Origin of the sequence: Gracilimonas mengyeensis (assembly GCF_900182705.1) — a bacterium.
Lineage (GTDB): Bacteria > Bacteroidota > Rhodothermia > Balneolales > Balneolaceae > Gracilimonas > Gracilimonas mengyeensis.
Map to the genome: position 1 here is coordinate 53,289 of NZ_FXTP01000013.1, position 19,672 is coordinate 72,960.

The following is a 19,672-nucleotide window of genomic DNA, read 5'->3' on the forward strand; positions in this document are numbered from 1 at the left end:
ACTTGTACGTTGGCAAGGCTGTGTTTATAAAACTCCCAATTCTTTCCGATAATTAGTACTTTAAACAAATTCTAAAATCATCTTCATTATATGCACCATCTGTTACCGAAAACGGCTATCGTACTATTGCTTTGTTCACTTTTTTGGGTACCGGTACAAGCTCAGGACACCCTTGAAGTAGATGACATGCCCCTTCGTCTTTTAGATTATCAAAATCCTATGCAAGCTTTGACCGAAGAGGATGATAACTCTGAGCAGCCAGCGATGCAGGAGCTCGATAACTTCCAGAAGGATATTATGAGCCGGATGTCGGATATTTACCGCATCCATATTAAAGCAATGGAAGCCCAGGTAAATAATGATCCGCTGGAAGCCGAAACCCAGATAAATGATGCACTTTCCGCAACTCAGGGCCTGTTGGACGATTATCCTGAGATCAGAGGAGATCGCAGATTTACGGAACTGTATCGAACCGTAGTTTCGGAATACCGACAGTTTTATGGTATCAGCGAAACCGGGAATGAGCCACAAGGAGAGATTTTTGCCATTCAGGAAGAGCTTTTTTCCGAAGATGACAGCTGGATGAAAGAAGATTATGATTTCCCGGACGACCTGACGTTCAACAAAACCGATGTACCCCTTATTCAAAACGAGCATGTAAACCGCCATTTGGTGTATTACACTTTACGCCGGCCTGAAGTAATGGAAACCTGGCTGACCCGTGCGGAAAAGTATCAGCCCATGATGCGCCGTATTTTTCGTGAAGAAGGTGCTCCTGAAGAATTAACTTATCTTGCATTTATCGAGAGTGGGTTAAATCCCAATGCCCGAAGCTGGGCCGCAGCCGTTGGCATGTGGCAGTTTATCCGGGCAACCGGTTCTGTATACGGCCTGGAAGTAAACTGGTGGGTAGATGAGCGTCGCGATCCTGAAAAAGCAACCCGCGCGGCGGCACGCCACCTGCGCGACCTGTACAATATTTGGGGCGACTGGCACCTGGCAATGGCCAATTACAACATTAGTCCACGTGGATTAAAACGGGCTATTAACCGTGCCGGAGGGGTAGAAGATTATTGGGCTGCCTACAATTATTTACCTAGAGAAACCCGTGGCTATGTGCCTGGTTTTATTGCTACTACGATGATTGGGATGAATCCCGAGGAATTTGGATTTCAGAAAAGTTACCCCGGCGAGCCGTACAGCTACGAGGTGGTTGAGGTAGATGGATTGATGGAACTGGCTTCTTTAGCCCGGGCTGCTGGTATTACTACCGAAGAATTGAAAGAATACAACCCCGAGCTTTTACGATGGGCTACCCCTCCGGGCGGAAAATATCCGCTAAAGCTTCCGGTGAATACTAAAGAAGAGTTTTTAGCTAATTACGACAATATCCCTAAAGAAGATCGCACGCAAAACATTACTATGCACACAGTGCAAAGCGGTGAATCACTGGGCTTGATAGCAAGAAAGTATGGAACAACCGTTGCCGGTTTGTACGGTTCCAATGAGAATCTTTCCAGTACCATATATCCCGGCCAAAAAATTGTAGTGCCATTACCTCGTGGCAGTGCCAGCAAGATTTCAGCAAATCAACCCACAAATCAGCAGCGCAAAGTTACCACCCGGCGTTCATCGAATAAGGTGAGTCAGCCCGCAAATACGGAAGCCGTTAGCTATGAAGTTAAAACCGGGGATACGGTTGGTCACATAGCCGAATGGTATGATGTGCGTGCCTGGAACATCCGTACATGGAACGGAATCGGTAACACCATCCGCGTGGGACAAAATCTGACGGTGTATGTTCCTGAAAACAGAAGTAGCCATTACCGTAAAATCAACGAAATGAGCTATGCTGAAAAGCAGGAAATTGAAAGAAAACAGCGCCGCGGTGAAAACATATTTATTGCTTCGGCAAGTACCTCTGATGATGGCAGCTACACCACCTATACGGTAAAACGAAATGACACATTGAGCGAAATTGCCGATAACTTTGGAGTTTCACTCAGCCAGATCAGAAGTCTGAATAATATTTCCGGTAATCGCATTTATGTAGGGCAAACCCTCCGGATATCTGCAAACTAGTCACATGAAAAAAGGAAAAAAGAAATTTAAGGTTGGTTTACTATCAGCCATAGTAGTGTTGGCTTCCGCTGGCATTGCAGCTCAGCAAACCGATATCTATTTCCTCATAAAAAAGAACTTCAGCATTTTTAGTGAGGCCTATGAGTTGGTGGCACTGGAATATGTAGACGAAGTGGATCCTGAAATACTGATGCGTACTGGCATTGATGCCATGCTCGAAACACTGGATCCGTATACTGTGATGTTTAACGAATCACAGAATGAGCAGGCAGAGATTATGTCGCGCGGAAACTACGCCGGCATCGGTATAGAAGCTGGTTATCGTGACGGAGAGATTGTAGTAGTTGCACCTACAGAAGGTGGCCCGGCTGAGCAGGCAGGTATCCGGGCCGGTGATGTTATTGTTGCTATCGACGGGGTTTCAACCGAAGGCATGCAGCCTGAAGAAGTAAACACTTTGACTAGTGGGGAAGTAGGATCTGAGATAAATATTACCATAGAACGATTTGGTTTAGACCAAACGCTTGACTTTAGCCTGACCCGCGAGCGAATTGATGTTTCAAATGTTTCTTATTCCGGTTTTATTGGCGAGAATGAAAACACCGGTTACATCCGTTTAACCCAGTTTGGCCAAAATTCAGCCGAAGAGATTAGAAAAGCGCTGGCAGAGATGATGGAAGCCAAAGAGATGCAGGGACTTGTCCTAGACTTACGGGATAATCCCGGCGGTGTATTGCAGGAAGCGGTAAAAATCATTGATAAATTTATTGAACCGGGCATTAAAGTAGTAGATATCCGTGGAAGGGTAGCAGACTACAATCAGACTTTTAACACCCGCGAACCCGTCATGTTTGAAAAACCTGTGGTACTGCTGATGAATGAAGGCAGTGCCAGTGCTTCGGAAGTTGTAGCCGGCGCGTTGCAAGATCTTGATCGTGCATTGATTGTAGGGGAACGCAGTTTCGGAAAAGGGCTGGTTCAGGTGGTAAAACCGCTGCCTTACAATACATCGTTAAAAATCACAATTTCAAGATATTATATCCCAAGCGGACGCAGTATTCAATCCGTTCAATATACCCATCAAGGACGAAATGCCGTGGTGATGAACCAGGCAGATTCGGTGCGTAAAGAGTTTAAGACCCGTAATGGTCGTGCCGTATATGAAGGCCGTGGCATTGATCCTGATATCACTACCAGCCGGGAAAAACCGGATATCCTGGAAATAGCCCTGATGCAACAAGGCATGTATTTTGATTTTGCTACGGAATACGAATCTTCTCATGATCAATTTAATGAGCCAGCACTTCCAAATGAAGTATTTGAGTCGTTTAAAGAATTTCTGGACGAACAAGGTTTTAGCTACACCACAGATTCAGAAAAATATCTTAAAAACCTCTCGGAGCAGCTTGCTGAAGTAGAAGGGGCCGCTTCATCTTTGCAGAGTATTGAAGCAAGTATCAACAAGAAAAAACAAGCTGATTTTGAAGAAGCTGAAGACCAAATACGCAGGCGTTTATACTTGGAGTTGGTCTCACGTTACCAGGGACAGTCAGGCCGGGTAAAAGCCGGTTTAAAATCAGATCCCGATGTATTGAAAGCATTGGAATATATCAGTGAACCGGAAGACTTGAAGAAGCTGTTGTCCGGAAATTAATTATGCCCTCTAAAGCTGATTTACATATTCATACGGTTTGTTCTGATGGCCGGTTAACCCCCCAGCAGGCTGTGGAACAAGCAAAGGAAAAGAAACTGGCGTGTATAGCTATTACCGATCATGATACCTGCAAGGGATTCTATGAAGCCAGAGCTAAGGCAGAGGAACTGGAAATAGAGTTGATTCCCGGGGTTGAAATCACCTCGGCTTTAGGAGATAAAGAAGCACATCTGCTGGCTTATTGTTTTAATGCGGATACAGATTACCTGGAAAGTTTTTTGAGCAGGCAAAAACTGGCTCGCAGAAAACGTATTAAAGGCATCATAGAAACGGTAAATAAAGCCGGAGTAGATGTGGATTATGACGAAGTTTGGGCCGAAGCAAATGGTGCTAACATCGGAAGGCCACATCTGGCAAGGGTACTTACGCAAAAAGGATATGTGGGGAGCCCTAAAGAAGCTTTTATCCGTTACTTAAGTGATAAACAACTGGGAACTATAAAAAACTATTATCCTGATTATCAGGAAGTGATAGAAACGGTGAAAAATGCTGGTGGAGCCTGTGTGGTAGCCCACCCCGGACGGATGTATTCTTCAGAAGAGATGACTAAATTTATTGACGCAGGTATCGATGGCATTGAATGTATCCATCCCAGTCATAACTACCAGATGCAAAAGAAATATACCCAGTTGTGTGAATATCACAACCTGTTAATGACCGGCGGTAGTGACACACATGATGGAATAAATGCCGGATATTCTCATTTTGGGGTGATCACGGTAGCTCTAAAACATGTGGAAAGCATCAAAAGAATGACGAAACAACGAAAAAATATCACAGAAATAAAGAATTAAATGAGTATTGAATTGATAGAAGGCGACACCCAGCCTGGCGATCGCAAAATAGGCATAGTAGTATCCCGCTGGAATTCCATGATTACCGACAAAATGCTGGATGGCGCACTAAAGGCGCTGAAGGGCAATGGCATCAGTGAAGAAAATATTACCGTGGTACGCTGCCCCGGCTCCTATGAAATTCCCTTGACGGTACAAAAGGTATTGGAAAGCAGGGATGTGGACGGCGTAATTGCCATTGGCGTAGTTATCCGTGGGGGAACGCCTCATTTTGAATATGTATGTGACGCAGTAAACCGGGGAATCACAGATTTAATTTTAAAACATAATAAACCGGTGGCCTTTGGAGTTCTTACTACCGACGACGTAAAACAGGCCCTGGAACGTGCCGGAGAAAAAGGAAACAAAGGTGGGGAGGCCGCATTGGCATTACTCGAAATGATTTCTGTTGAACAAAAACTAACCTCCGGCGGGGCCTAATTCACCTTGATAAAGGAACCACAAAGCTCTAATTTTCGAAGCTTAATAATCAGTTCAAAAATCTCTTGAAAGAGCTTACTTTAACCAACAGTTTACAAACCGATAAAGACAAACAGAAGCAGGAGACCCTGAAAGATGCAGGGGAAATTCCACTTCATATTGCCATTATTATGGACGGTAACGGCCGCTGGGCTAAAAGTAAAGGCAGTATCCGTTTACATGGACATAAGGTTGGGGTAGACTCTGTTCGGGATATCACTGAATCCTGTGCCCAGCTAGGTGTAAAATACCTCACACTCTATGCGTTCTCCACAGAAAATTGGGGACGGCCTTCTAAGGAGGTTCGCGGGCTGATGAAATTGTTGGTCTCATCACTAAGAAAGGAAGCAGAAAACCTGAATAAAAACGATATACGGCTGGCTACTATTGGCCAAATGGATCGTTTTCCTAAGGAATGCAAAAAAGAATTGCAGGAGGCCATAGAACTTACAAGGGATAACGAGAGGCTGGAATTATGCCTTGCCCTTAGTTATTCTGGCCGGTGGGACATTACCGAAGCGGTAAAGAAAATAGCCCATCATGTAAAAGACGGCCGGCTGGACCCAGACCTTATTAACGATCAAATGATAAGTGATCATTTGTCAACTGCTTCCGTTCCCGATCCGGATTTAATTATAAGAACCAGCGGTGAATATCGAATAAGTAACTTTTTATTATGGCAGTTAGCCTATTCAGAATTATACATTACCAAGACCTACTGGCCGGATTTCCGCCGGGATGAATTATATGAAGCCATACGGTCGTATCAGCAGAGAGATCGCAGATTTGGAAAACTTAACTCCACGGAAGACGAAAAGTCCTTTTCATCTCGTTTCTTTAACAAAAAATCTTAAGTATCAACAAAACGGCGTGCTCAACCTCTTGAAAAGAATTTTAATAGCTGCAGTTTTAACACTAAGCTGTACTCCATTTTTAGCACAAGCGCAGGAATTTCAAATTACTGATCCTACAGGAACGGCTCCGGCTGAGTATCAGATCGCTGATGTTCAGGTACAGGGCAACGAGCGTACGCGCTCCCAGTTTATTATTAATGCCAGTTCCCTGAATATTGGATCCGATATTATCTATCCCGGTGACGCTATCAGTACGGCAGTTGAGCGTTTATATCGTTCGGGCCTTTTTTCGGATATCAAAATTTATGTGACGGAGCAAACTGCTACCGAAATTTCTTTGCTTATTGAAGTAGAGGAGCAGCCCAGGATATTGGAATACAAGCTCAAAAACATCAAGCGATCGCAACGGCGTGATCTGGAAGATATCATCACCCTAACTCCCGGCACGGTGGTATCTGATGCAGCCGTGGGGCGGGTAAAAAATACCATTAAGCGTTTTTATAAGGAGAAAGGCTACTGGTACACCGAGATTGATACCGAAATCAAAGAGGTGGAAGATGCCAACGACCGCGTTCGCGTTATCTTTAATATTGATGCCGGAGATCGCCTTGAAGTGAAGGACATAGAATTTAATGGAAACGAGGCTTTCAGTAACCGTAAGCTCCGTCGTAAGATCAAACCTCTTAAAGAGGATGCCTGGTGGAAGATATTTGGTAAAAAGGTATTTAAAGAAGAAGATTTTGAGGAAGGAAAAGAAAGTGTGCTCTCTTTCTATCGGGCGAATGGCTACACCGACGTTCGTATTCTTAAAGATTCGGTTTACACCTATGATTATAAGGGGGACAAAGAAGGCATTAAAGTTCTTCTGAATATTGAAGAAGGGCCAAAATACAAAGTTCGAAATATCACCTTTGACGGGAACACCGTTTATGAAGACGCGACGCTAAGAGAAGCTCTGGGTTTTCAGAAAGGTGACGTGTTTAACCAGCAGAAGTTTGAAGAAAACGTCAACATCAATAAAGACAATACCGACCTTAACAGTCTGTACCAGAATGTTGGTTACCTGTTCTTCCAGGCCATCCCCAATATTGAGAAAGTAGCAGAAGACTCACTGGATATCCATTTTGATATTTATGAAGATGAGATAGCCACCATCAAGAATGTTGATTTTACCGGCAACACACGCACCCACGATGATGTGGTTCGCCGTACCCTGCGTACCGTACCCGGCAACAAGTACAGCCGCAGCGCCATTATCCGAACCATCCGCGAACTCGGTACCCTTGGCTTTTTTGATCCCCAGGGCATTGAGCCCGATGTGCGGCCTAACCGTCAGGATAAAACGGTGGACGTAACCTACCGCCTGGATGATACCGAAAGTACCAGTAATTTTGAGCTTTCGGGTGGATACGGTGGTTCCGGAATCGGGGTGATTATTTCTACCCGCGTAAACTTTAATAATTTCTCCTTGCAACGTGCACTTAAAAAAGAAGGCTGGAACCCAATCCCAATGGGTGACGGGCAGCAGCTGTCGCTGGGTGTTCAGGTGACAGGTACAGGGTACCAAAGTTACAGCTTTGGCTTTTCTGAGCCCTGGTTCAGAGGTCGGCCCACTTCGGTTGGTTTCAATGTGTCTTATGACTTTTACAACTCACGGAGATCAAGTTTTAACGTTAATAGCAAGTATTCACTGTTTTCCAGCAATATTTCGATTGGAAGAAGATTAAAATGGCCCGATGATTATTTCAGTCAGCGTACCGTTATTGGTTACCAGCTGTATAATATCGAAGGTAGTTCTGGAGCTTTATCTGCTGGAAATTCTAATCTCTTTACCATTCGGCAGGTTATAGAGCGGAATTCTTTAGATAACTTTATTTCGCCAAATACCGGTTCTAAATTCACATTTTCAGCCGAGGCGGCACCACCTTTACCAGGCTTCTCTGAATTCTATAAATTCCGAGCCGACTATCAACACCACGTTCCGCTGGTTGATCGTTTAGTGATGACCACCCAGGTTCAATATGGTTATATCGGCTACTTTACCAAAGACAAGCGAAGTGAGTTAAACCGCTTCCTGGTAGGAGGTACGCAGTTGCAACAGCGTCAGAGTTTCTTGTACGATAACATCGATCTGCGCGGTTATCCGGGAAGTACCACGGAAAGTATTGGTCACGTAGTAGATGGCAGGAAGATTGGTGGACGCATGTTCAGTAAGTATTCACTGGAACTAAGGTATCCGGCTGTTACCAATGATCAGGTTCAAATTATTCCCTATACTTTTACTGATGCAGGAAATTCATATTTAGACTTCAATACTTTTGATCCTTTCAGCGTTAAAAGATCGGTGGGTGTAGGTGTGCGCTTGTATCTGCCTATTCTGGGACTCATTGATCTGAGTTATGGTTACCGGCTTGATGGCGTAAACGTACCTAACTCTACAAACGATGTACAGCCGGGTCAATGGGAATTCTTGTTTAACATAGGAGCACCGTTCTAATGAGAAACATGAAGAAACTAACGGCTTTTTTGATCCTTTTGGGAGGCTTGACTGCAGTTGCAACTTCGACTTTGCAGGCACAGCAAAAAATCGGGTTTTATGATTCTGAGGAGATTCTTTCAGCAATACCCGAGTACTCCGGTGTGCAACAGCAGCTTACTTTGCTCAGTAGCCAGTGGAAAGAAGAGATCAGAGAACTGGAAACTGAAATAGAAAGCCTGGAAGAAGACTTTGAAGCCAAAGAAGTGCTTTACACTGATGAAATCAGGGAAGAACGTTTGGCGGAGATAAATCGCAAAAAACAACAAAAAGAACAACTGATTGCGCAGAAATTTGGCCCCGATGGAGAGTATTTTACTCGTCAACGTGAATTACTGGAGCCGATACAAAGACAAGTGTTTACGGCCGTAAGAGCCATAGCCCGCCGGCAAGACTTTGACTATATTTTCGACCGATCCGGGGATGTATATATGGTGTATGCCAACGAAGAGTTCAATTTAAATGAAGACATCATGCAGGAACTCGGTATTGATACTGAAGACAACTAATTAAAATCTAACCAATACAAATACGACGACAGCTAAATATAAGATTATGAAGAAACGAACTATTTTTGTCACTTTATTCCTGAGCCTATTTCTTTTGCAGGGAGCCTTTGCCCAGGTTAAAATTGGCTACACCAATCCGGCCAGGGTATTAAGCCAGCTGCCTGAAGTTGAAGAGGTGGATCAACAGATTCAGCAATTAATTGAGGAAAGGGATGCGGAACTGGCAGAAAAAGCCACCAATCTTCAACAGGTATTCTCTGATTATGAGGCCTCTATGAACTCAATGACTGAAGAGGAGCGTGGTGTTCAGGAACAAGAGTTGATGCAGATGAATCAACAATTTGAGGAAGAACGTTCTAACATGATGAATGAAATCCGTCAGAGACGTCAGGAATTAATGGCTCCCATCATAGAGCGCATGAATACTGCGATGGCTGAAGTGGCAGAAGAACAAGGGCTGGATCTGATCCTCAATGAAGGCACTTCCTACGGAGATGCCATCATATTTTACGCTGGCAGCGAGCGCCTGAACGTTACCGAAGACATTATCGAAAAACTTAAATAATCATAGACATAACCAACTACTGAAATGAAGAAATTAAGCTTATTACTATTTTCTGCTTTATTTGCCTTTGCCGCCTTTGATATATCAAATGCGCAAACCACTGCAACAGCAGAAACACAAATTGGATACGTAAATCCCCAGGCTGTTTTAGCTAAAATGCCCGAGATGAGAGCTATTCAGCAACGCCTGCAAAATTTTGCAGAACGTAAGCAGGAGGAGTTACTCCAAAAAGAACAAAACTTTCAAAATGAAGTAGCAGCATACGAACAAAAAGCTGGTGTTATTTCTGAAGAAGCGAATCAGCGTGAGCAACAGCGCCTGCAACAATTGCAACAAGAGCTGCAGACAGCCCAGCAAGAAGCTGAAGCTGCTTTACAGCAACGCAGAGAAGAATTATTAGGTCCTCTGTTTACTCAAATTGGAACAGCTATTGATTCTGTTGCCGAAGAAATGGGCCTTACCTATGTATTGAATACCACTACTTCTAACGGCGATCTGATCATCCTGTATGCCTCTCAGGAATACCAGGAAAAATATGATATCACTGACCGTGTAATGTCAGAATTAGGAATCGAATAGGAAAGATTATTCGAGAATAGATACTGTTTTCGCAAAGCCGCTTTGTCAAAAAGACTCAGCGGCTTTTTTTATGATCTCAGCCGAGGATTTAAACCCAGCATTTAAAATCTATTGCTAAAATCAGGGAGTCATTCAGAACGAAAGTGAAGAACCTAAGCAAGAGAATGATTACCAACCTACCATTGGCAAAAATGCTTGAGCCACTGGAATTATAGTTTAGGAAATTGGTTGAATAAGCTCCGCTACATGCAAGATCCTTATACTGAGTTATTGGGGCTCAGGAAGACCGGGTGAAGGAGAGAATGATACTTTCATTGGAGGGTGGTTTATTTCACGTTTTTCTTACGATTACGGATGTAATCTTCAAAGATATAATCTCCAAGGTTGTCAAGGGATGCAAAATAGGCTTTTCCCTTGTTGGCCTCTGTCATCTCTCTTACAAATTTCTGTAAGTAGGGGTCTTGGGCAATCATGAAGGTGGTGATAGTGATTTGGTCACGACGGCATTTTACTGCTTCGTCCAGTACTTTGTTTACGATTTTACGATCCAGTCCAAAGCTGTTTTTGTAGAGACGCCCGTTCTCAATCATGCATGATGGTTTTCCATCCGTTATCATGAAAATCTGCTTGTTGGCATATTTCTTCCGTTGCAGTATGTGGCGCGCGCGCTCAAGGCCTTGCATGGTATTGGTATGATAAGGGCCCACTTTAAGATAGGGCAGGTCGTCTACCGATATCTCCCACGCTTCATTCCCAAAAGCCACGATGTCGAGTGAATCCTTTGCATAATTATTCATGATAAGTTCAGACAGAGCCATAGCTACTTTTTTGGCAGGGGTGATACGGTCTTCACCATACAGAATCATGGAGTGGCTTAAATCAATCAGCAGTACCGTCGCCACAGATGTGTAGTGATCGGTTTCATACACCTCCAGGTCATCTTCCTGCAGATTGAAAGCATCAATGGAACTGTGGTTGAGCATGTTAAGCATGGTGCCCACGCTGTCTATTTGGCCGATATCGTCGCCCGGATTCCATTTACGGCTTTCGGGTTGTCGTTCCAGCCCGCGACCGCTATGCGGTGTTTTATGAGATCCAACGCCGCCTTTTTCCAGGTTCTTAAAGATTTCTTCCAGTGATCGCTTACGGAGACTCCGTTCCGTTTTTCGGGTCATGCTCAGGTTGGCAGTTTGCTTATCCTGCTCTATGTAACCTCTCTCTTTCAGCTCATCGATAAAATCACCCAGAGAATAGCCATCATCAAACTGGGCGGTGATATCGTACTCATCGTCAAGTTCGGTCAGCCATTTCAGGGCTTGTGAAACATCACCGCTTGAAATAGTTAACAATTGCTGAAATAAATCCCATAGGGTGTCGAACGGGTTTTTACCAGATTGTTTGGCAAATCGCTCGTCCCATTCAAAATATTTGAAATGCATTATACTCCTCTTTAGCTATGTAAATACTTCACAGGTCAAATCAGTTCCATTATCCTCAAAAAAGAATAGCTGCTTTGAATATATTTTACCCCTTCAACTAAAAGAGGATTATGGCGAAAAAGCAAGAAACAGACCGCTTACATTTTGAACGGCAACTTTGGGAAGAACAGTACCAACGGGTGATGGGCTTAGATGAGGTCGGAAGAGGCTGTTTAGCTGGACCAGTAGTTGCTGCCGGAGTGATTTTTGAACCTGGCACCAGCATACCCACATTACGGGACAGCAAAACCATAGAAGAAAAAGAGCGACTGGAGTTGGCAGAACTGATTAAAGAAAAAGCAGCTTACTGGACGGTTCAGGAGGGAAGCATTGAGGAAATTGATGAACTGAACATTTTGTGGGCCTCCATCAAGACCATGCAAAAATGTGTGGAAAAGGCAGATCCACAGCCCGATTATTTACTTGTGGATGGTAACCGTTTTACCAACTCACTGATTCCATATACATGCGTAATAAAAGGGGATGACCGGAGCATGACGATTGCCGCAGCTTCAATATTGGCCAAAGTGTACCGGGATGAATTGATGAGATCATTCCACCAGAAATATCCGCACTATGGCTGGGACACTAATGTGGGATACCCAACAAAGGCACATAAACAGGGGCTGGCAGAACACGGATATACCACTCTCCACCGGCAATCTTTTAAGCTGGGTACGGATAAGAAGTACCAGGAGAATTCGGCCGAATAAAGTTAGTCAGCGTATGGGCTATCTGTAGATACTGAATTCCCGCTTGTAGAAATCCATATTAAGACAGATGGCAAGCATTATGGTATTGGTTAAAAAAGCCGAGCCTCCGTAGCTCACAAAGGGAAGAGGAAGACCAATAACCGGAAGTAAAGCAGAAGCACTTCCTACATTGATAAAAAAGTGCACAAAAAATACGGAAGTGATACTTACGGTAACCAGCTGAGCAAAAGGATGTTTATGACTTCCGGCAATATTCAGCAACCGGAAAAATAGAAACAGGAAGGTAAGAACCAGTATAGAAGCGCCTATAAAACCAAATTCCTCTCCAATCACACAAAAAATAAAATCGGTCCATTGCTCGGGGAGAAATTTAAGCTGAGTCTGCGTTCCTTCCATAAAACCTTTTCCGGTGAGTCCACCCGAACCAATGGCGGTCTTGGCCTGTATCACGTTCCAGCCAGCGCCTGTGGGATCAAAGGAGGGATTGGTGAAGGCCGAAATACGGGCAATCTGATGAGGTTTTAAAATTTGGGTTAAAGCAACTTGCACGCCCGCTATGGTGATGATACCGGTGATAAACGAGGTAACAGTAAGCCACACTCTTTTTTGGATAAAGAAGATTACGGCAGTTAGTATGATGGCAGCTACAACCCCGTAGTACACATTGATCAACCCCAGATAAGCGATGATGGCTGGTGATATCATAAAAATAGAAACACCATAAGGAAGACCAGACCAAAACAGCATCACTGGGATCAGGGTCAGAAATATGAGGGTTGTTCCCAAGTCGTTTTGAAGCAGAACCAGGGAGGCAGGGATCAAAATGATTATTACCGCAACGGTGGCGTACCGAATATTTTCTGCAGTGATATTTCGGCGACTGGTGAGATAGTTTCCAGCGGCTAAAATAGTGGCAATCTTCATCAGCTCACTGGTTTGGAGGTTAAAAGGACCAAACCGAAGCCAGCTGCGGGCACCGTTAATCTCTGCACCAAACAGTAGGGTGATGATCATAAGCAAGATTCCGATCCCATACAGAAGATAAGAGAGATCAAGAAAGGTACGCGGTGACACAAACTGGAAGGCAATTAACACTCCAATGGAAATAACAATAAAGATGCCCTGCTTGTAAAAATTATCCTGAATGTATCCAGGCAGGTACTGAGAGACCGGGCCAAGGGTGGCACTGTAGATGGCTACCAAGCCAAAGGTCATAAGGATTACCCAGGCAAAAACCACCGACCAGCTAAAATCTTGTACTTTACTCATAGTTCCGTTTACTCCGTCTCTTCATCATCGTCGTTACTTTCAGGGCGCGGCTCAAAATTCAGTACATAATCATACACACGCTGCCGCGAAATCTCTCCGGTCAGGTATTTTTCGATAACCAGGGCGGCAATAGGGGCGGCTGATATGGATGCAAATCCCGCGTTCTCTACAAAAGCCGTTACGACTATTTGAGGCTGATCAAGCGGGGCAAAAGCAGTGAACCAGCCGTGATCTCTTCCATGGGGATTCTGGGCGGTTCCGGTCTTGCCTGCAATTTCAATATCCGGATGGTTGGCATAATAGCGACCACTTCCTTCCTGAACTACTCGTCGCATGCCTTTTTTGATGACTTCCAGGTTTTCATTTGTTACCCATTCGATTTTTTCCCGACGGGGATCAATAGTGGTTAACTTGCCATCGGGTGAACGAAAAGCTCGCAATAAGTGTGGCCGAACCCGGTAACCGCCATTGGCAAAAGCACTGGTCATTTGCGCAATTTGAATAGGGGATACGGAAATCATGCCCTGACCTACGCCAAAGTTAATAACATCTCCAAGCCCCCATTTCCGTACACCCCAACGATTATTCATATAAGCACTGTCCGGGATAATTCCGGTAGATGCATTGGGCAGGTCAATCGAAGAGGCCGTGCCCAGTCCAAAATCCTTTACCAGTGCACTCCATTCATTTAACAAACTACGGCTGCCAATCTTATCCATCAACGAAAAGAAATAGGTGTTACTGGAGTAGGCGATGGCTTTTTCCAGGTTATATTCACCCACCGGGGCAAGATCTTTATAAGCCCGGCCACGAACATACGCGCCACTGTTAAATATGGTGGTTTCCGGGGTGATGATGCCCAGCTCCATTCCCACTAAACCCATCAGGGGCTTAAAGGTAGAACCGGGAGGCTGTCGTGCGGAAATGGCACGGTTGTAGAGGGGGGTGGTGGAGTCGGTATTGATATCATACCAATAATCTTGGTCCAGCCGGCCCGCCAGTTTTGATAAGTCAAATTCTGGCGAACTTACCATCGCGAGGATAGCTCCCGTATGTGGGTTCATAGCCACCACGGCGCCCCGCTTGCCATCCATGAGTTTTTCCGCTAAAACCTGTAGCTCTACATCGAGCGTACTGATCAGATCATGTCCTTGTACAGGTTGCCGTCCGGCTTCCCGCTGTTCAAACTGACCCAATGCCTGCCCAAGTGCATTCACCCGCATGTATGAGAGTCCAAGCTCTCCCCGAAGGCTGTCCTCATAAATCATTTCGAGGCCGCTTTTCCCAATTTTATCTCCCAGGCGCAAATCTTGCGATCGTTCATATTCCTGCTGGTTGGCCTCACGCAGATATCCCAATACGTGGGAAGCCTGCATGTCGGTGGGGTAATGGCGCTTACTTTCAATTTGGTGGCCAATCCCCGGCATCTGCCAGATATTTTCCTGAACGGAAGAGAACGTGGGGAAATCAATTTCGGTAAAGAGTTTCGATGACCGGTACCAGGAGTAATTCTGAGCTTGCTCAACCCGGGCACGTACCATTTGCTCTTCTACATCTAACAGGGAAGCCAGAAGGGGAATATTAGTAGTATCAAAAAGGGAAGGGGTGATGGTGATGGAATAGATAGGCTCATTATCAACAATCAACGTACCATTACGGTCGTAGATCAGTCCCCGGGCCGGATCAATATATTCTTGCCGCACGGAGTTTTCCTGTCCCAGTGCTGCATATACATCATACTCTACAATCTGCAAATAGAAAACACGGCCTAAAACAATCAGACATAGAGCTACCACAATAGCCTGTAAAGCTAAAATAGAAGTTCGGACTCTGTTTTGATTAAAAGGCATGGACGTGGTTTGGTTGGTTATTCACCTTTAAAAATAAACAGCATGCTACCGAGTGCTGCGGTATATAAACTGTTACCGACTACAAAAATTATAGGAGCAAAGCCGGTATTATAAGCTTGAATAAACGTTCCTAATCCTAAAAATATAATGTTGTGAATGAGACTTGCTGCACCGATGATTACAAATATTTGCCATAATAACATCCGGCTCTCTTTTTGGCGTGATATAAAATTGAAAATAAGGAAACACATCAGCGTTTTTGAAAACATATTAAGTCCCCAGAAATCAAATAAAGCATCCTGCAACAAACCAAGTATTGCTGCAAACAGGAGCAATTTTATGCGTTCATAACGCATAGCCAGCCAAAGCAGGTAAATAAGCAGGGGATCAGGAGTAGCGCCAAAAAGACTCAAATGCTGAAAGATCAGCACTTCAATCAGTATGAAGCATACACCTACTAAAAAATCCTTTAGAGTCTCAGCGCTCATTCAAAAAATTGGTTGTATTGCTGTTGCAGTTTGATGACGCTTGAATCGGGCTGAAATTTGACAACAAAACCCTGAGCGATATCTGAAAGAGATACGAAAGGTTCCAGAAAAATACGTTGAGTTTCACGACCGGGTTCTGGCTCGGTTCGGGTAACACGACCAATAGGGATGCCTCCCGGGAATTGGTTGCTGTAGCCTGAGGTCTCAACCGTGAATCCGGAATCGACAGGTACTGTTTTAGGAACAAAGTCCATGACCAGCTCTCCATACTGATCACCGCTCCAGCTTACGATACCATTAGCCTGGTTCTCCTGAATGCGGGCACTAACACGAAACAACGAATTGTAGTAAGGCATTACTTGTGAATAGTTGGAACCGGTAAGTACCACTTTACCCACCAAACCGTCGGAGGTTACTAAAGGCATATTCTCTTTGATGGCATCGTTTGTGCCGGCGTCTATCGTCAAGGTATTATTAATTCCGGAGATCTCTTTTCCCACAATGAGTACCGGTTCCATGTCGAAATCGGATTCTTCTCTGAAATCCAACAACCGTCTCAATTCCCGGTTTTCCTGTTCGATAGCGCGCAACCGGCTTAATTCATCCTGTAATAAGATATTCTGCCGATGAAGGTAGGTATTGGTATTCAGCGCCTGTCGGTAAATTCGAATATTGGCAAGAGGTTCTTCCAGAAGGCTTAAAGCGGTTACTGAAACAGTTCTGAGACTGTCAATTCCGCCTTGATGCCGCCCTACCATAATGGCAAACGCCATGATCAGCAGTAGTGCAGTAACAATGTAATCTTTAGCATCGCCTAAATTGGAAGATCTAAATCGCATTCATTATCAGAATCTTAGGAAATTACAGGTCGGTAGTATTCCAGGTTTTCAAGAATGGCACCTGTACCTCGCACAACCGCTGTAAGCGGATCTTCTGCGATATGTACCGGCAGGTCTGTAGTTTCCATGATCAACTTGTCCAGATTCTTCAGCAGAGCACCGCCACCGGTAAGCATAATTCCACGATCCAGAATATCAGCTGAAAGTTCGGGTGGAGTCTGCTCCAGTGATTTAGTAATGGATTCCACAATGGTGTTTACGGATTCTGCAATCGCTTCACGGGCATCTTTTGAGGTGATGTGGCGCGTGCGCGGTACACCATTCACCAGGTCACGGCCTTTGGTAATCATTTCCAGCTCCTCATCGAGGGGAGCTGCAGATCCTATCTCACATTTAATTTTCTCGGCGGTTCGTTCACCAATCAACAGGTTATGGTTTCTTCGGAAGTAATTGATAATATCATCGTTTAGTTCATCACCGCCCAACCGTACTGATTCGGCGTAAACTACACCTGAAAGGGCAATGACAGCAATCTCTGTAGTACCACCGCCAATGTCTACAATCATGCTTCCAACGGGCTCGTGTACATCCAGCCCTATACCGATGGCAGCGGCCATGGGTTCGTCCACCAAATAAACTTCTTTGGCTCCGGCATGTTCAGCACTGTCACGAACAGCGCGTCGTTCAACTTCTGTGATCCCACTGGGTACACAGATTACCATTTGTCGGGTGGTGGAATACCACTTCATTTTAACTTTTTTGATCATCCCGCGAATCATTTGCTCTGCCACTTCAAAATCGGCAATTACGCCATCACGCAAGGGGCGTACCGTTCTTATTTTCTTGTGGGTCTTCTCGTGCATCAGGCGGGCTTCATGACCGGTGGCTACGGGTACATTTTGCTGATTAAGTGCAACGATAGATGGTTCGTTCAAAACAATGCCTTCGCCCCGAGAATAAATGAGGGTGTTGGCCGTCCCCAGGTCCATGGCTATATCGGTATATAAAAAATCAAAAAATCCTTTTTGGGCTTGTTTTTTAGCTTTTTCTGAAGAGTTTGCTCCGCGGGGTTCTGACATTTGCGCTTTTAAGATAGATTGAACTTAATAGGGTAAATAGATGATACGGAAAATACAATATTGAGACTGTATTTGCGAATGGATAGTAGCTGTTTATTAAGAAAATTTTAGGTTTACCAAACTTATTTCTTAACAACGAAATAAATACGGACAAATGGCAAAATAAAATGGGGATTGCGGCAAGCAATCCCCGGTAAAAAATGAAGAAATCAGGCCGGTTTTAGTGACGGAAATGTCGCTTCCCGGTAAAAATCATAGCCATATCATGTTCGTTAGCTTTTTCAATGACTTCTTCATCACGAATACTGCCGCCAGGTTGAATGACAGCTGTGGTGCCTGCTTTAGCGGCAGCTTCAACACCATCTGCAAAAGGGAAGAAAGCATCGGAAGCAATGGCCGAGCCTTTCAATTCCAGCCCTTCTTTATTTGCTTTGGCCACGGCTATTTCAGAAGAATCTACCCGGCTGGTTTGGCCTGAGCCAATCCCGAGTGTACGGCCGTCTTTTGCATATACAATAGCATTCGACTTCACATGCCGTACTACTTTCCATGCAAACAGGAGATCTTTCAGCTCTTGTTCCGTCGGTTCCCGCTTGGATACCACCTTGAATTGATCAGGGTTTGTTTCCCCAAGGTCTGCATCCTGTTGTAATAATCCTCCAAAAATAGAACGGAAAGAAGTTGCCTGACCTTCGGAAATGTTCTTCTTTAGCGTGATGAGTCGTCTATTTTTCTTTTGCTGAAGCAAGGCCAGGGCATCGTCGCTGTAAGAGGGGGCAATAATGATTTCGGTAAAGATCTCGTCGATGGTTTTGGCTGTTTCAACATCCAACTCCTGGTTTACTACGATAATACCGCCAAAAGGAGAAACGCGGTCGGTACTAAATGCCTTTTCATAAGCTTCTTTAAGGTTTGCACCAACACCAACGCCGGTAGGAATAGTGTGCTTAATGATGGCGCAAGCTTGTTCGTTATCTCCAAAATCTGCGATGATATTGAGAGCTGCATCTACATCGAGGTAGTTGTTGTAACTGAGTTGCTTGCCATGAAAGCAGTCGATGTACGCACTTTGGTCACCATACACTGCAGCTTTTTGATGAGGATTCTCGCCATACCGCAATTCCTGTGAAACGGGCAGGGAGATATTAAACTGGGAGGCTGGCTCTTCTTCAATCAGCTCCGTGAAGTAATTTGAAATGGCTGTGTCATAATCGGCCGTATGGGCAAATGCAGCTTTGGCCAAGCTTCTGCGGGTATCAAAGGAAACAGCCATTTTCTCTTCCAGTTCTTCTACGAAAGACTCATATTGAGCCGGATCACTTAAAATAGAAACATGCGCAAAGTTCTTGGCTGCAGCGCGAATCATGGTTGGTCCGCCGATATCAATAAACTCTGTTGCCTCGGCGGGAGTGATTTCAGGATCGGCTACTTTATTTTTAAAGGGATAGAGATTTACGACTACCAGTTCGATAGGCTTTATGTCAAGCTTTTCAATTTCGTCCACATCCGGTTGATGAGACGTGCGGGCTAGAATTCCGCCATGTACTACAGGGTGCAATGTTTTTACGCGTCCGTCCAGACATTCTTCAAAGCCGGTTATTTCAGAAACGTCTTTGACGGGAATGCCTTCCGCTTTGATAACTTTTGCGGTACCTCCGGTAGAGATAATTTCAACACCGGCATTATGCAGTGCATTGGCCAATTCCGGTAAACCAGTTTTATCAGAGACGGATATGAGTGCACGATTGATTTTGAGGGGAGTATCAGGGAGTGAGGTGAGTGGTTTGAGTGACACGTTGGTTAG

Annotated in this window: 17 protein-coding genes; 10 read left to right on the forward strand and 7 right to left on the reverse strand. The window is 44.6% G+C overall.

Features of this window, described 5'->3' with window-relative positions; genetic code table 11:
* The first annotated feature begins 90 nt into the window (after positions 1-90).
* From FN815_RS14390 to FN815_RS14430, 9 genes are all read left to right on the forward strand, one after another.
* Positions 91-2,082, forward strand: a complete 1,992-nt coding sequence (locus FN815_RS14390; protein WP_142455348.1) for a LysM peptidoglycan-binding domain-containing protein — start codon at positions 91-93, stop codon at positions 2,080-2,082.
* 4 nt (positions 2,083-2,086) lie between these two features.
* A complete protein-coding gene (locus FN815_RS14395; RefSeq protein ID WP_142455349.1) occupies positions 2,087-3,736 on the forward strand; it encodes a S41 family peptidase in 1,650 nt (549 codons plus the stop codon).
* Between the two features lie 2 nt (positions 3,737-3,738).
* Positions 3,739-4,590, forward strand: a complete 852-nt coding sequence (locus tag FN815_RS14400) for a PHP domain-containing protein (protein WP_142455350.1) — start codon at positions 3,739-3,741, stop codon at positions 4,588-4,590.
* A gap of 6 nt (positions 4,591-4,596) precedes the next feature.
* On the forward strand, positions 4,597-5,070 hold the full coding sequence (ribH, locus tag FN815_RS14405; protein ID WP_342780492.1) for a 6,7-dimethyl-8-ribityllumazine synthase: 474 nt from the start codon (positions 4,597-4,599) through the stop codon (positions 5,068-5,070).
* Positions 5,071-5,135: 65 nt separating this feature from the next.
* On the forward strand, positions 5,136-5,963 hold the full coding sequence (locus FN815_RS14410) for an undecaprenyl pyrophosphate synthase (RefSeq protein WP_142455352.1): 828 nt from the start codon (positions 5,136-5,138) through the stop codon (positions 5,961-5,963).
* Positions 5,964-5,991: 28 nt separating this feature from the next.
* Positions 5,992-8,460, forward strand: a complete 2,469-nt coding sequence (bamA, locus tag FN815_RS14415) for an outer membrane protein assembly factor BamA (RefSeq protein WP_246075306.1) — start codon at positions 5,992-5,994, stop codon at positions 8,458-8,460.
* Positions 8,461-8,468: 8 nt separating this feature from the next.
* Positions 8,469-9,008, forward strand: a complete 540-nt coding sequence (locus FN815_RS14420) for an OmpH/Skp family outer membrane protein (protein WP_142455354.1) — start codon at positions 8,469-8,471, stop codon at positions 9,006-9,008.
* A 46-nt stretch (positions 9,009-9,054) separates the two neighbouring features.
* A complete protein-coding gene (locus FN815_RS14425; RefSeq protein ID WP_142455355.1) occupies positions 9,055-9,573 on the forward strand; it encodes an OmpH/Skp family outer membrane protein in 519 nt (172 codons plus the stop codon).
* 24 nt (positions 9,574-9,597) lie between these two features.
* Positions 9,598-10,152, forward strand: coding sequence for an OmpH/Skp family outer membrane protein (locus FN815_RS14430; RefSeq protein WP_142455356.1), 555 nt, complete (start codon positions 9,598-9,600; stop codon positions 10,150-10,152).
* 326 nt (positions 10,153-10,478) lie between these two features.
* Here FN815_RS14430 and FN815_RS19170 read toward each other — a convergent pair whose 3' ends face one another.
* The gene (locus tag FN815_RS19170; RefSeq protein WP_246075308.1) at positions 10,479-11,591 is read right to left on the reverse strand and encodes a vWA domain-containing protein; all 1,113 of its coding nucleotides are present in this window, start codon (positions 11,589-11,591) and stop codon (positions 10,479-10,481) included.
* Between the two features lie 110 nt (positions 11,592-11,701).
* Between FN815_RS19170 and FN815_RS14440 the strand changes: the two genes are divergently transcribed.
* Positions 11,702-12,343 (forward strand): ribonuclease HII, encoded by a 642-nt coding sequence (locus tag FN815_RS14440; RefSeq protein WP_142455357.1) that lies wholly within the window; start codon positions 11,702-11,704, stop codon positions 12,341-12,343.
* An 18-nt stretch (positions 12,344-12,361) separates the two neighbouring features.
* Here the strand turns inward: FN815_RS14440 and rodA are convergent, their stop codons facing one another.
* The 6 genes from rodA to purH all read right to left on the reverse strand — a co-directional run bounded on the left by rodA (position 12,362) and on the right by purH (position 19,663).
* Positions 12,362-13,612, reverse strand: a complete 1,251-nt coding sequence (rodA, locus tag FN815_RS14445) for a rod shape-determining protein RodA (protein WP_142455358.1) — start codon at positions 13,610-13,612, stop codon at positions 12,362-12,364.
* An 8-nt stretch (positions 13,613-13,620) separates the two neighbouring features.
* On the reverse strand, positions 13,621-15,462 hold the full coding sequence (gene mrdA / locus FN815_RS14450; protein ID WP_142455359.1) for a penicillin-binding protein 2: 1,842 nt from the start codon (positions 15,460-15,462) through the stop codon (positions 13,621-13,623).
* A 17-nt stretch (positions 15,463-15,479) separates the two neighbouring features.
* Positions 15,480-15,950, reverse strand: coding sequence for a rod shape-determining protein MreD (mreD, locus tag FN815_RS14455; protein ID WP_142455360.1), 471 nt, complete (start codon positions 15,948-15,950; stop codon positions 15,480-15,482).
* Positions 15,947-16,789: a rod shape-determining protein MreC gene (gene mreC, locus FN815_RS14460; protein ID WP_246075310.1), complete on the reverse strand. Its 843-nt coding sequence runs from the start codon at positions 16,787-16,789 to the stop codon at positions 15,947-15,949. The genes mreD and mreC overlap by 4 nt, the downstream gene beginning before the upstream one ends.
* 14 nt (positions 16,790-16,803) lie before the next feature.
* A complete protein-coding gene (locus FN815_RS14465) occupies positions 16,804-17,868 on the reverse strand; it encodes a rod shape-determining protein (RefSeq protein ID WP_142455361.1) in 1,065 nt (354 codons plus the stop codon).
* A gap of 220 nt (positions 17,869-18,088) precedes the next feature.
* Positions 18,089-19,663 carry a bifunctional phosphoribosylaminoimidazolecarboxamide formyltransferase/IMP cyclohydrolase gene (gene purH, locus FN815_RS14470; RefSeq protein ID WP_142455362.1) on the reverse strand — a complete coding sequence of 525 codons (1,575 nt, stop codon included), beginning with the start codon at positions 19,661-19,663 and terminating at the stop codon, positions 18,089-18,091.
* Positions 19,664-19,672: the final 9 nt, after the last annotated feature.